Genomic DNA, 13,071 nt, shown 5'->3' with positions numbered 1-13,071 from the left:
ATGCTCTCACCATCCCTTGGGATCAGGTGACGGAAGCGTCCGATGTGTTCGCCATACCCCTTGTCGGGGCGCGGGCTGCCGGCCACATCCAGCCGTGTGGCAAGCTAGCCATGCCAGAGCATTCAGGTCAAGGCCGCCACTTTCCCCGCCTAAACCAGAACAAAACAGAGACGCGGCTGGCCTTTCCGCCCCGAATCACTACATTCGGGGCAAATGTCAGACTTTCCGGACGACATGCCGTTTTTCGACGAGCCCGGCGGAATGCCGCCCCGGCCCGGCAGCACACCTGCGCCGAGCGGTATTGCCGCGCGCGCCATGGCCGCCCGCCAGGCGCCCGCCGCAGCCGACTATCTCAAGGGCCTGAACCCCGAGCAGCGCCAAGCTGTCGAGACCACCGAAGGCCCGGTTCTGGTGCTCGCCGGCGCCGGCACCGGCAAGACGCGTGTGCTCACCACCCGCATCGCCCATATCCTCAGCCAGGGCCGCGCCTACCCCAGCCAGATCCTCGCCGTCACCTTCACCAACAAGGCCGCGCGCGAGATGAAGCAGCGCATCGGCCTGCTTGTCGGCGAAGCCGTCGAGGGCATGCCCTGGCTCGGCACCTTCCACTCCATCGGCGTCAAGATGCTGCGCCGCCATGCCGAACTGGCCGGCCTGCGCTCCGACTTCACCATCCTCGATACCGACGACGTCATCCGCCTCATCAAGCAGTTGATCCAGGCCGAAGGCCTCGACGACAAGCGCTGGCCGGCGCGCCAGTTCGCCATGATGATCGACGGCTGGAAGAACAAGGGGCTCGGCCCGGCCGAGATCCCCGAGGGCGATGCGCGCGCCTTCGCCAACGGCAAGGGCCGCGAACTCTACAAGGCCTATCAGGACCGGCTGCAGACGCTGAACGCCTGTGATTTCGGCGACCTTTTGTGCCACCCGATCCGCATCTTCCGCGCCTATCCTGACGTATTGAAGGAATACCACAAGCGCTTCAAATACATCCTCGTCGACGAGTATCAGGACACCAACACCGCGCAATATATGTGGCTGCGCCTGCTCGCGCAGGAGACCGGCGCGCCGGGCCAGAAGAACGTCTGCTGCGTCGGCGACGACGACCAGTCGATCTATGGCTGGCGCGGCGCCGAGGTCGACAACATCCTGCGCTTCGACAAGGATTTTCCGGGTGCCGTCGTCATCCGGCTCGAGCGTAACTACCGCTCCACCGCTCATATCCTCGGTGCCGCTTCCCATCTCATCGCCCATAATGAGGGCCGCTTCGGCAAGACGCTGTTCACCGATCGCAACGATCCCGAAGACGGCAAGGTCAATGTCCACGCCGCCTGGGACTCCGAGGAGGAAGCCCGCGCCGTCGGCGAGACGATCGAGCAACTGCAGCGCCAGAAGCACAACCTCAACGACATGGCGATTCTCGTCCGCGCCTCGTTCCAGATGCGCGAGTTCGAAGACCGCTTCGTCACCCTTGGCGTCAACTACCGGGTCGTCGGCGGCCCGCGCTTTTACGAGCGCCAGGAAATCCGCGACGCCATGGCCTATTTCCGCGTCGTCGCCCAGGGCGCCGACGACCTCGCCTTCGAGCGTATCGTCAACATCCCCAAGCGCGGCCTTGGCGAAGCCGCCATCCGCCAGGTCCACGACACCGCCCGCGCCCTTGGCGTGCCGATGCTCGAAGCGGCGCGCAATCTGGCCGAAAGCGACGAGCTCAAGCCTAAGCCGCGTGCCGCCTTGCGCGAGGTCGCGGCCAATTTCGAGCGCTGGCAAAAGGCGCTCGACAACACGCCGCACAACGAACTCGCCGAGACCATCCTCGAAGAGAGCGGCTACACCGACATGTGGAAGAACGACCGCTCGGCCGAAGCGCCGGGACGGCTCGAAAACCTCAAAGAACTCATCCGCTCGATGGAGGAATACGAATCGCTGCGCTCGTTCCTCGAGCATGTCGCGCTCGTCATGGATGCCGACAAGAACGAGGACCTCGACGCCGTCAACATCATGACGCTGCACTCGGCCAAGGGCCTGGAGTTCGAGACCGTGTTCCTGCCCGGCTGGGAGGAAGGCCTGTTCCCGCACCAGCGCGCCCTCGACGAGGGCGGCCGCTCGGGCTTGGAGGAAGAACGCCGCCTCGCTTACGTCGGCCTCACCCGCGCCAAGAAGAACCTGCATCTGTGGTTCGTCTCCAACCGCCGCATCCACGGCCTGTGGCAATCGACAATCCCCTCGCGGTTCCTCGACGAACTGCCCGAGGCGCATGTCGAGGTCGCCGACGCCGGCAATTCATACGGCGGCTACGGTGGCGGCGGCCGCAACCCCTACGGCGCCTCGCGTTTCGACGACGTCGGCCAGAAATCCTTCTCCAACACCTATGCCACGCCGGGTTGGCAGCGCGCGCAGCAGAACCGCACCGAAGCCACCGACCGTAACTGGGGCTCGCGCTCCGGTCATTCGGTCGAGCGCATCGGCTATGGCGAAACCGATTCAGGCTTTGGCGCCGGCCGCGGCTCGGTCAAGGGCCGTACCATCGAGGGCGAGTTGGTGGCCAAGTCCGTCGCGTCAGAACCGTCGCGCTTCAAGGTAGGGGACCGCGTGTTCCACCAAAAATTCGGCAACGGCAACATCTCGGCCATCGACGGCAACAAGCTGACCATCGACTTCGACAAGGCCGGACAGAAGAAGGTGCTGGACGGGTTTGTGAACGCGGTATGAGGCCCTCACCCCTCCACATACTTATGCAGGATCGAGTTGATCAGCGTCTGGTAGGGCATCCCCTCCTCCGCAGCCCGAGCCTTTAGCCGCGAGATCGCGCTCGGCCACCCGCCTACATCGTGGCCCCGGCCCAAACCGCTTGGCGGGCCCACATATCGGTTGCCGCTTGGTCGTCCCAGGCATAAAATTAGCAAGCGCTAACTTTTATCGCAGGGAGGCGAAGACGATGCGCCAATATATCGATTGCCGTGAATTCCCGAGCGAAATGAAGTGTACGGTGGCGATCGCCGCCGATACCGAGGACGAGCTGATCAACGCCGCCGTCCAGCACGCGGTAGCGGTCCATGGCGAAAAGGACACTCCGGGGTTCCGTGCAGAAATCAAGAAGGTCATTCACAGCGGCACGGCACCGGCCTGAACATCGCCCGCACGTTCGCGCAAGGCGCACCCGGCTTGCTTCTCAGGCAGGAGGAACCTTACTGCCGGCGGGTCGGCGCGCTGCCGCCGCGCATCGCCTTCAGCCGCTCGGCAACGGATGCCGCCAGTTCGGCATAGCGGTCTTCGAGTTTTTCGGCGGCGACCAGCACTTCGGGCTCGAAATCATTGGCCTCAAGCACCTGCCGCAGCTTCTCGACGAATTCGGCCTGCTGCTCAAGCGCGGCAAACAGCTTCTTCACCTGGTCGCGGCTGATGTCGGGGTTGGCAAGCGTCGCGGGCACCTCACGCGCCATCTCCGCGCCAGTTTTGGCCTGCTCTTTCAGGATGTCCAACCAATCAGTCACGCCACAAAACCCAACCCGCTTCAATTTTGTTCCCCAGGCCGCCCAGCGTCAACCTTCCAGAAGCTGGACCGCGGCGCCACTTACGCTTTTGCCCCCGCTTTCGCGTCGTGCCGCTTGGCCGCTTCCTCGCATTTGCGTCTGATGTCCTCGACCTCGGTCTCGGTCAGGTGCTCGATGCCGATGAAATAGTTCTGCGCCTTGCCGACGCGGATAAGCTCGTCGAGCTTGGCCTGCATCGCCGCGCCATCGCGGTTCTGCGTATTCTGGATCAGGAACACCATCAGGAATGTGATGATGGTCGTGCCGGTATTGATGACCAGCTGCCAGGTGTCGGAAAAGCCGAACACAGGCCCGGAGACCGCCCATGCGAGCACGATCAGGCAGCAGCCGAGAAAGGTCAGCGGCAGCCCGGCGGCATAGGCAACCCTGTTGGCAATCCTGGTGAACTCCCTCTCGAACATCGCAGATCCCTTCGTCCGGCGAAGGAAAACACGCGACATCCGCTCCCGGTTCCGTGCTGCTGTGACAGCGACGCCTCGGCATCAGGCCTTGGCAGCCTCCCAGCGGTCGAGAAACGCCTCGATCGGCAGGCTCTGCATGTCGGGAATGGCCTCGAACAGCCGCTCGGCCGGCCAGTCCCACCAGGCCAATGCCTCGATGCGGGCGGCGATTTCGGCGGGAAACCGCATCTTCAGCCGCCTGGCCGGCACGCCGACGAAGATCTCGAACGGCGCCACATCCTTCGTCACCACCGCATTCGCCCCGACCACCGCGCCATTACCGATCGTCACCCCGGGCATGATGACCGCGCCGTGGCCGATCCACACGTCATGGCCGATGCTCACCGGCTTTGCCCTGCGGCGGTCGCGAAAATCGCCGTCGACGCCGAGATAGCGGAAATACTCGTTGGGGCGGTAGCTCACCTTGTGGGTGGTCAGCCGCTCCATCGGATGTTCGAGCGCGTTGATGCGGCTGTTGGCGGCGATCGAGCAGAACTTGCCGATGGTGGTGTAGATCGCCTCGGCGTGGCGCTCGAAATAGGAGTAGTCGCCGACGACGACCTCGCGCAGCACGACACGTTCGCCGACAGCGACATGACGGCCGAGCCGGCAGCCTTTCAGCTCTGACGTCGGGTGGATGCGCGGCTCGTCATCCTTGAATCGAAGGTCTGCTGGTGTGTCCATGACGCGGATTTACGCCCGCGCCACCTCGCCCGCAAGCTATTGCGGCTTGCCCTTGGTCCAGACGACCTCCTGGCCGTAAAGCGGCACCGTCGTCATCGACATCTTGGCCGAGCCGTCCTGAACCTGGCGCGAATGCGCGAGATAGATCAGCGTCTCGTTCTTCTTGTCGTAGATGCGGTTCACCACCTGCTCTTTCCAGATCAGGCTGATGCCCTGCTTGAACACCTCTTCGCCTTCCTCGCCCAGATCGATCTCGCCGATGGTGATCAGCCCGGTCTGGCGGCAGGAAATCGCCGAATCGGAGGGGTTCTCAAACCAGTTGCCCTTCTGCAGCCGGTCGATCACGCCGCGGTCGAAATAGGAGACGTGGCAGGTGATGCCCTCGACCTCGGGGTCCTTGATCGCCTCGACGATGATGTCGTTGCCGAGCCAGTCGACGCCGACTTCACCCACCTGCTGGGCAAAGGCAGGGGCGGAAGCCCCAAACGCAAGAACGGTGGCAAGGACGGAAAAGGCAAGCCGCATCGAAACCTCCTGGAATGGTGTCCGCCCACACTTGGGTCGGCGGCCCGCGCGTTGCAAGCCGCATCATGATGCATCCTGCTCTCGAAATGGTGTCTTGTGGACGAATGAGGGCGTCAACATGTCCCTTTTGGCAAAGCGCGCGGCGCGCTATGTAGGGTTGATGAAACAGCCTCGGCGCATATCGCTCAAGACCGTCGCGTGGATCGCGCTCGGCCTGGCGGCGTTTGCGGCGTCCAGCGGCCTCGCCTTTGCCTCCTGGCTGGACAAGGACGCCGGCATCTTCATGTCACTGGTCGAAGCAGGCATGTCCTGGTGCTTCTGAAGCCGTTACCAATCACACCATGGAATCACATTCGATGATGCGCACGATCCTTGCCGGCATTCTGATCCTGATGGCCGCCGGCGTCGGCTGGCTGACCTTCGACTGGTACAGCAGCAAGAACAGCGCCCAGGCCTTCGGCGCGCCTTTCGTGCTCGTCGACCAGAAGGGCGCCGAGATCACCGAAGCCGCCTTCCGCGGCCAGCCGAGCGCCGTCTTCTTCGGCTTCACCCACTGCCCGGAGGTCTGCCCGACGACGCTGTTCGAGCTCGACGGCCTGCTCAAGCAGATGGGCGACGAAGGCAAGAACATCCGCGCCTATTTCGTCTCTGTCGATCCCGAGCGCGACACGCCCGAGGTGATGAACACCTACGTCAGCAACGTCTCCGACCGCATCACCGGCATCACCGGCGACCCGGCCAAGATCGCGGCCATGTCCAAGTCCTTCGGCATCTATTCCAAGAAGGTCGAGACCGAGGGCGGCGACTACACCATGGACCACACCGCGTCGGTCCTGCTGCTCGACAGCAAGGGTGATTTCTTCGGCACCATCGCCTATGAGGAGAACCCAGAGACTGCGCTCGCCAAGCTCAAGCGGCTAGCGAACGAAGGCTGACCCTCCTCGACCGGACCCGACATGACCCAGACACGGCTCTATTTCACCACCGGCCGCGAAGCGGCAAACCGCATCTTCGCCTCGCTCGACACAATTTTCGAGGAGGATGGCTGGCCGATCGCGGTGATCGAAGTCGACGAGGATCGTGATATCCACGAAGTGTCGCTCTATACGGACGGCGACGTCGCGGACATCGAGCGCCGCATGGCCGCAGCCCTCGCAGAGGCGGGCCACACCGGTCCGATCGCCCGCGAGGTCCTGCCCGATATCGACTGGGTGGCCAAGTCGCTCGAAGGCCTGAAGCCGGTCCAGGCCGGCCGCTTCATCGTCCATGGCGGCCACGACCGCGACGACGTGCGCCCCGGCCAGATCGCCATCGAGATCGAAGCCGGCCTCGCCTTCGGCACCGGCCATCACGGCACGACGGCCGGCTGCCTCGAAATGATCGAAAAGGTCATTGCCGAGGAGAACCCGGCCAACGCGCTCGACCTCGGCACCGGCAGCGCGGTTCTCGCCATTGCGGTTGCCAAGCTGGCGCCCATCCCGGTGCTCGCCACGGACATCGACCCGGTCGCAACCGAAGTCGCCGCGGCCAATGTCCGCCTCAACGGCACCGGCGATCACGTCGAAACGGCAACGGCGGCAGGCTTCGACGATCCGATCTTCGCCGCACGCGGCCCGTTCGACCTGATCGTCGCCAACATCCTGGCGCAGCCGCTGATGCAGCTTGCGCCTGAAATGGCAGCGCATCTCGCCCCACGCGGCTCGCTGGTTCTCTCGGGCATCCTCGACCGCCAGCACGATGCGGTGGTCGAAGCCTATGTCGCGGCGAAGTTCCGCCATGTCGAAACCTTCCACCGCGAAGGCTGGGTGACGATCCACCTCAAGAACTGACATCGTGGCCCGAGCTGGCGGCGTTGCCACCGGTGGCGCACAAAGATAGGTTCGCCGGAAATCCAGATTCCGGGAAACCATCATGTTCCAGTCCTTCGATTCAGCCGGCGATCCCTCCGTCGGCAAGCCGCGCACGGCGCTCCTCAGGCAGTGGCTAAAGGAGAACGGGCTCGATGGCTTCATCGTGCCGCGCGCCGACGAGCACCAGGGCGAGTATGTTGCCCCGCGCTCGAACAGGCTGCGCTGGCTGACCGGCTTCAGCGGCTCGGCCGGCGTGGCCATCGTGCTCGGCAAGAGCGCTTATGTCTTCGTCGACGGCCGCTACACGCTGCAGGTGCGCGACGAGGTCGATCTCGGCATCTTTTCGATCGAGAGCCTGATCGACAACCCGCCGGCCGCTTGGATCAGGGAAAACCTGCCCACGGGTGCGCGACTGGGCTTCGACCCGTGGCTGCACACCATGGGCGACGTCAAGGCGCTTTCCGCCTCGGCAGAGGAGGTCGGCGCTGTGCTGGTCCCGCTTGCCCGCAATCCCATCGACGCGATCTGGGAAGATCAGCCCGACGCACCGCTGGCCCCCGTCGAGATCCATCCCGAGGCGTTGGCCGGCGAACTCGCCAAGGACAAGCTCAAGCGGCTTGCAGCGGCAATCGACGACGAAGGCGCAACCCATGCGATCCTGACCGACCCGTCTTCGCTCGCCTGGGCCTTCAACATCCGCGGCGGCGACGTGCCGCATACTCCGCTGGCACTGGGCTTTGCCATTCTGGCCGCCGATGGTTCGCATGCCGTCTTCATGGACAAGCGCAAGCTCGGCCGCACCGAAGAGGCCTATCTCACCCAGTTCGCCGACATCAAGGCACCGGGCAAGCTCGAGGACGCAGTCGCGGCGCTTGCCAAATCTGGTGCGCGAATCGCGCTCGATCCGGTGCTTGCCGCCGACAGGCTGCGTGCCCTGATCGAGGACAATGGCGGCACGGTGGTTTCTGCACCCGACCCTGCTCGCCTGCCGCGCGCCACCAAGAACAGCGCCGAGATCTCGGGCTCACGCGCCGCCCATCGCCGCGACGGTGCTGCGGTCGCCAAGCTGCTCTGCTGGCTCGACCGGCAGGAGCCGGGCAAGCTCGACGAGATCGCCGTCGTCACCCGTCTCGAAGAATGCCGCCGCCAGACCGGCGAAGAGACCCAGATGCCGCTGCGCGACGTCTCCTTCGACACCATTTCGGGTGCCGGTCCCAACGGCGCGATCATGCATTACCGCGTCTCGCGCGCCACCAGCCGCGTGCTCGGCGACGGCGAGCTGTTCCTGCTCGATTCGGGCGCGCAGTATCAGGACGGCACCACCGACATCACCCGCACGATGCCGGTCGGCAAGCCGACCGAGGAGATGCGCGAGCGCTTCACCCTGGTGCTCAAGGGCATGATCGGAATTTCCATCGCCAGGTTTCCGGCCGGCACGCGCGGTGCCGACATCGATGCCATGGCACGCATGGCCTTGTGGAAGCATGGGCTGGACTACGCCCATGGCACCGGCCACGGCGTCGGCTCCTACCTCGCCGTGCATGAGGGACCGCAGCGCATCGCCAAGACAGGCATGGAGAAGCTGCTGCCGGGCATGATCCTGTCCAACGAGCCCGGCTACTACAAGGAAGGCCACTACGGCATCCGGCTCGAAAACCTGATCCTGGTGACACAGGCCGCGGCGATCCCAGGGGGCGACATCGCCATGCACGGCTTCGAGACGTTGACGCTGGCCCCCTTCGACCAGCGCCTTCTACGCGCCGATCTCCTGACCCGCGAAGAGCTTGATTGGCTGAACGCCTACCACGCGCGCGTGCTTGCAGAAATTGGGCCGATGCTCGACGGGGAAACGCTGGCCTGGCTCGAACAGGCGACTGCACCGATCGTCTGATCGGGCCAATGAAGACACCGGCCGCCACGGCGGCCGGCTTTTTGCTCAGCCGATGAAATGCCGCATGGCGATCAGCACGGCAGCTCCCGCCAGGAACATCGTCATCAATCCGCCGCGCAGCGAAACAACGGCTGCCACCGCAAGTGCTGTGAGTTCAGCCGGACCGGCAGAAAGTGCGGCAGGCGCCACCAGCGTGGTCAGCACCGCCGCCGGCACTGCGTTCAGGCCCGCCTCGACACGCGGATGGATACGCTCGAAGCGCGAAATGACGAGATGGCCGCCGATACGGGTCAGATAGGTGGCGACCGCACCGGCAATGATGATCCACAGCGTCGTGCTCACGACACCACCTCCGCCGTTTCATCGACTGTGGCCGCCTCGCCGGGGCGCACCGGCATCGCCGCAGCAAACAGCACACCCGCGAGCGCACCGATCGAGACATGCCAGGGCGAACCGACCGTCTTGTAGGCGATCATCGAAGCCACGGCACTCGCGACCACGATGGGCAGCCAGCGCGGGCGCTTGCGGAAACTCATCACCAGCCCGAGGAAATAGATCGGCAGCAGGAAGTCGAGGCCTATGGCATGCGGATCAGGGATCAGCCGGCCGAACAGCGCGCCGATGCAGCTTTCGACTACCCAGCAAACATACAGCGTCAGCGCCATGCCCATGTACCAGGCGAAGCCGACCTTTTCGCCCTGCTCGCGGATGCGCTCGGCCTCGGCATATTGCGGATCGGTCAGGAAGAAATAGCCGATGGCCTGCTGGACCCAGGGCCAGTGCGCGATGTGCGGGCCAATCGCCGCCGAATAGAGCACGTGGCGGAAATTGACCGCGAAGATCGACAGCACGATGAGCCAGGGGGCGACATGCTGGCCGAACAGCTCGATGCCGACGAGCTGGCTCGCGCCGCCGAAGATGGTGGCGCTCATCAGGGTTGCTTCAGCGACGCTGAAGCCGTTGTCGACGGCGAGCGCGCCGAACAGAATGGCGAATGGCGCGGACGCGACCACGACCGGCACGCTCAGACGTGCACCTTGCCAGAATTCGGTTTGACGATCAGACATTCGGCCTCCGTGGCGCATCGGCCCGAGAATCGATCTTTGATATTCGGAATGCACGATGCGCAGGTCAAATAGGCCGCAGGGCAGCGGACCGACGCGCACCGCTCTGCGCGGATGTCTGAATAAGTCAGCCGGCTTTGCCTGTCACATCAATTCGGTTGAGCCAATGATCAGCGAAACTATCGCGCCGGTTTGGCTCGCTTCACCGAGCAAGGCGAGTAACCGCTGGCGTGGAGACGGCCCGTCGTCATCTCGAGCCTGGTCGGCAGATCGCGCATCGCAGAGACGTTGAGCTTGCGCGCAACCGCCAATGCCACCTCCCCGCAGGCATGCGCGTCCTCGGCCGCATTGTGGTGCTTGAACGAGAAATCGATGTGGCGCGACACCTCGTTGAGCCGGTGCGAGGCAAGGTCCTGCCACACCATTCTTGCCATCTTCAGCGTACAGACATAGTCGATATCAGGACAGGCGATGCCATACAGCGCATAGGTCGCCCGCATGACGCTCATGTCGAAAGCGGCGTTGTGGGCAATGACCAGCGCATCGCCGAGATCTTCTTCGAACTCCTCCATCACCTCGGGAAACTCCGCCGCATCCTCGACATGCTCGGGGCGAATGCCGTGGACAGCGATGTTGAAACGCGAAAAACGCATGTCCTTCGGACGAATGAGCCTCTCTTCCACGCGGATGACCGCGCCGTCCTCTATCCAGGCCAGGCCCACCGAGCACGGGCTGCTGCGCTGCTCGTTGGCAGTTTCGAAGTCGATGGCAAGTGCACGCATGAAGTCTGTCAGCCCGCCTGCCCGACGCGCTCGAACCACTGGTCCTCTGTGATGACCTCGATGCCGAGGTCGGTCGCGGCCTTGAGCTTCGACCCCGCACCCGGCCCGGCCACCACCAGGTCGGTCTTCTTCGACACCGAGCCCGCCACCTTGGCGCCGAGCTTCTCGGCCATCGCCTTGGCTTCGTCGCGCGACATCTTTTCCAGCGATCCGGTAAAGACAACTGTCTTCCCCGAGACCGGCGACGACACATCGCCGATGCGCTCCTCGTCGAGCGGGGTGACTTCCGCCAGCAGCGCGTCGAGCACCTGCCGGTTGTGCTCCTCGGCAAAGAATTCGACGACCGCTTCGGCGACAATGCCGCCGATACCGTTGACCCCGGTCAGTTCCTGCCAGGCGGCGTTGCCCTTGTCGCCCTTCCCCTCTGGCATCACCGCAGTGGTGCCGGCAGCGCGGAACGCGTCGAAACTGACGTAGTGGCGGGCCAGCCGCTTGGCATTGGTCTCGCCGATATGGCGGATGCCGAGCGCAAACAGGAAGCGCGAGAACTCGACCTGGCGGCGATCGTCGATGGCCGCAAACAGCTTGCGCGCCGAGGTCGCACCGAAACCGTCGATGTTCTCGAGCTTGGTGAGCGAGCCCTCCTGCCGACGCTTGAGCGTGAAGATGTCGGCGGGCGAGCCGATATGCAGCGCCGGATCCTGCGATTGGAAGAAGAACTCGATCTGCTTTTCGCCAAGCCCTTCGATATCGAAGGCATTGCGCGAGACGAAGTGGCGAAGCCGTTCCACCGCCTGCGCCGGGCAGATCAGGCCGCCGGTGCAGCGCCGCACCACCTCGCCCTCCTCGCGCACCGCGTGGCTGTCGCAGGCTGGGCAGCGAGTCGGGAACTGGTATGGCTGCGCCTCCGCCGGCCGCTTTTCCATGACCACATCGAGTATCTGCGGAATAACGTCGCCCGCGCGCTGCACGATCACCGTGTCGCCGACACGGATGTCGCGGCTCTCGCGGATCGGTTGGCCGCTGTTGCCGATGCCCTTGATGTAGTCCTCGTTGTGCAGCGTGGCGTTGGTCACCACAACGCCGCCGACTGTCACCGGCTGCAGCCGCGCCACCGGCGTCAGCGAGCCGGTGCGGCCGACCTGGATGTCGATGCCGAGCAGCCTCGTCGTCGCCTTCTCCGCCGGGAACTTGTGCGCGATCGCCCAGCGCGGCGAGCGCGAGACGAAGCCAAGCCGCTGCTGCAGGTCGAGGCGGTCGACCTTGTAGACCACGCCGTCGATGTCGTAACCGAGCGTCGCCCGATTGGCCTCGATCGTCCGGTATTGCGACAGCAGGCCTTCGACGCTGTCGAACACCTTCATCAGCGGATTGGTCTTGAAGCCATAACGGCCGAAGGCTGCAACCATGCCCATCTGGGTGTCGGCCGGCATCTCGCTCAACTCGCCCCAGGCATAGGCAAAGAAGCGAAGCGGCCGGCTGGCCGTGATCGAGGTGTCGAGCTGGCGCAGCGAGCCTGCCGCCGCATTGCGCGGATTGGCGAAAATCTGCTTGCCCGCCTCGCCGTTGCGGCGGTTGAGCTCGGCGAAATCGGCGTGGCTCATATAGACCTCGCCGCGCACCTCCAGCACCTCGGGGAAATCGCCCGACAGCACGTTCGGGATGTCGGCGATGGTGCGGGCATTGGCGGTGACGTTTTCGCCGACTTGGCCGTCGCCGCGTGTCGCCGCCGTCACCAGCCGCCCGTTCTCGTAGCGAATCGACAGCGACAGGCCGTCGATCTTCGGCTCGGCTGTGATGACCACCGGCTCATCCGCACCAAGCCTGAGGAATCGCCTGATGCGGCCGACGAACTCGCTCACGTCCTCGTCGGCAAAAGCGTTGTCGAGCGACAGCATCGGCACGACATGGGCAACCTTGCCGAATTTCTCCGACACTGCCGCACCAACCGACTTCGACGGCGAATCCTCGCGTACCAGTTGCGGGAAGCGCTGCTCAATCGCGAGGTTGCGCCGGCGCAACGCATCATAGTCGGCGTCCGAAATTGTCGGCGCATCGTCGGCGTGATAGCGGAGGTCATGGCCGGCAATCTCTTCGGCCAGCCGCGCAAGCTCGGCCGCGGCTTCTGCCTCGCTTAGCGAATCGACTGATTTCTCGGACATGTTGCGGCTCCGGCCAAATTGCGGCGCCACCATAAATCAGGAAGCATGTGCAGGGGAGCCGGTTTCACCAAAAGCCCACGCAAATCAGCAGGATCGCAAAGGCTCCTGACATGTTGCCG

At 64.3% G+C, this 13,071-nt stretch carries 14 protein-coding genes; 6 read left to right on the top strand and 8 right to left on the bottom strand.

Features of this window, described 5'->3' with window-relative positions:
* Positions 1-213: 213 nt before the first annotated feature.
* Together GGQ99_RS02250 and GGQ99_RS02245 are read left to right on the top strand one after the other, a co-directional pair.
* Entirely contained in the window at positions 214-2,712 is a 2,499-nt protein-coding gene (locus GGQ99_RS02250) for an ATP-dependent helicase (protein WP_183260391.1), read from the top strand.
* A gap of 226 nt (positions 2,713-2,938) precedes the next feature.
* A complete protein-coding gene (locus tag GGQ99_RS02245; RefSeq protein WP_108607646.1) occupies positions 2,939-3,130 on the top strand; it encodes a DUF1059 domain-containing protein in 192 nt (63 codons plus the stop codon).
* Positions 3,131-3,188: 58 nt separating this feature from the next.
* Here the strand turns inward: GGQ99_RS02245 and GGQ99_RS02240 are convergent, their stop codons facing one another.
* The 4 genes from GGQ99_RS02240 to GGQ99_RS02225 form a co-directional block, all read right to left on the bottom strand.
* Complete coding sequence (locus tag GGQ99_RS02240) at positions 3,189-3,494, bottom strand: hypothetical protein (protein ID WP_108607645.1); 306 nt, start codon at positions 3,492-3,494, stop codon at positions 3,189-3,191.
* An 80-nt stretch (positions 3,495-3,574) separates the two neighbouring features.
* Positions 3,575-3,955 carry a low affinity iron permease family protein gene (locus GGQ99_RS02235; protein WP_183260389.1) on the bottom strand — a complete coding sequence of 127 codons (381 nt, stop codon included), beginning with the start codon at positions 3,953-3,955 and terminating at the stop codon, positions 3,575-3,577.
* Positions 3,956-4,036: 81 nt separating this feature from the next.
* Positions 4,037-4,678 (bottom strand): DapH/DapD/GlmU-related protein, encoded by a 642-nt coding sequence (locus tag GGQ99_RS02230; RefSeq protein ID WP_183260387.1) that lies wholly within the window; start codon positions 4,676-4,678, stop codon positions 4,037-4,039.
* 36 nt (positions 4,679-4,714) lie between these two features.
* Positions 4,715-5,203: a CreA family protein gene (locus GGQ99_RS02225; protein ID WP_183260385.1), complete on the bottom strand. Its 489-nt coding sequence runs from the start codon at positions 5,201-5,203 to the stop codon at positions 4,715-4,717.
* 160 nt (positions 5,204-5,363) lie between these two features.
* On the opposite strand from GGQ99_RS02225, the gene GGQ99_RS02220 reads away from it, so the two are divergent.
* From GGQ99_RS02220 to GGQ99_RS02205, 4 genes are all read left to right on the top strand, one after another.
* On the top strand, positions 5,364-5,525 hold the full coding sequence (locus GGQ99_RS02220; RefSeq protein WP_183260383.1) for a hypothetical protein: 162 nt from the start codon (positions 5,364-5,366) through the stop codon (positions 5,523-5,525).
* Between the two features lie 34 nt (positions 5,526-5,559).
* Positions 5,560-6,138 carry an SCO family protein gene (locus tag GGQ99_RS02215; protein WP_108609836.1) on the top strand — a complete coding sequence of 193 codons (579 nt, stop codon included), beginning with the start codon at positions 5,560-5,562 and terminating at the stop codon, positions 6,136-6,138.
* A 21-nt stretch (positions 6,139-6,159) separates the two neighbouring features.
* The gene (locus tag GGQ99_RS02210; RefSeq protein ID WP_183260381.1) at positions 6,160-7,032 is read left to right on the top strand and encodes a 50S ribosomal protein L11 methyltransferase; all 873 of its coding nucleotides are present in this window, start codon (positions 6,160-6,162) and stop codon (positions 7,030-7,032) included.
* A gap of 82 nt (positions 7,033-7,114) precedes the next feature.
* On the top strand, positions 7,115-8,944 hold the full coding sequence (locus tag GGQ99_RS02205) for an aminopeptidase P family protein (protein WP_183260379.1): 1,830 nt from the start codon (positions 7,115-7,117) through the stop codon (positions 8,942-8,944).
* Between the two features lie 45 nt (positions 8,945-8,989).
* On the opposite strand, the gene GGQ99_RS02200 is transcribed toward GGQ99_RS02205, so the two are convergent.
* From GGQ99_RS02200 to ligA, 4 genes are all read right to left on the bottom strand, one after another.
* Positions 8,990-9,286, bottom strand: coding sequence for an AzlD family protein (locus tag GGQ99_RS02200; protein WP_108607638.1), 297 nt, complete (start codon positions 9,284-9,286; stop codon positions 8,990-8,992).
* Entirely contained in the window at positions 9,283-10,011 is a 729-nt protein-coding gene (locus GGQ99_RS02195) for an AzlC family ABC transporter permease (protein ID WP_245439346.1), read from the bottom strand. The genes GGQ99_RS02200 and GGQ99_RS02195 overlap by 4 nt, the downstream gene beginning before the upstream one ends.
* Before the next feature lie 176 nt (positions 10,012-10,187).
* Positions 10,188-10,790 carry a 3'-5' exonuclease gene (locus GGQ99_RS02190; protein WP_108607637.1) on the bottom strand — a complete coding sequence of 201 codons (603 nt, stop codon included), beginning with the start codon at positions 10,788-10,790 and terminating at the stop codon, positions 10,188-10,190.
* 8 nt (positions 10,791-10,798) lie between these two features.
* Complete coding sequence (ligA, locus tag GGQ99_RS02185; protein ID WP_183260377.1) at positions 10,799-12,952, bottom strand: NAD-dependent DNA ligase LigA; 2,154 nt, start codon at positions 12,950-12,952, stop codon at positions 10,799-10,801.
* Positions 12,953-13,071 lie beyond the last annotated feature (119 nt).

This window comes from Aminobacter niigataensis (genome assembly GCF_014200015.1).
Taxonomy (GTDB): Bacteria; Pseudomonadota; Alphaproteobacteria; order Rhizobiales; family Rhizobiaceae; genus Aminobacter; species Aminobacter niigataensis.
This window is presented reverse-complemented; position numbering and strand designations above follow the sequence as displayed.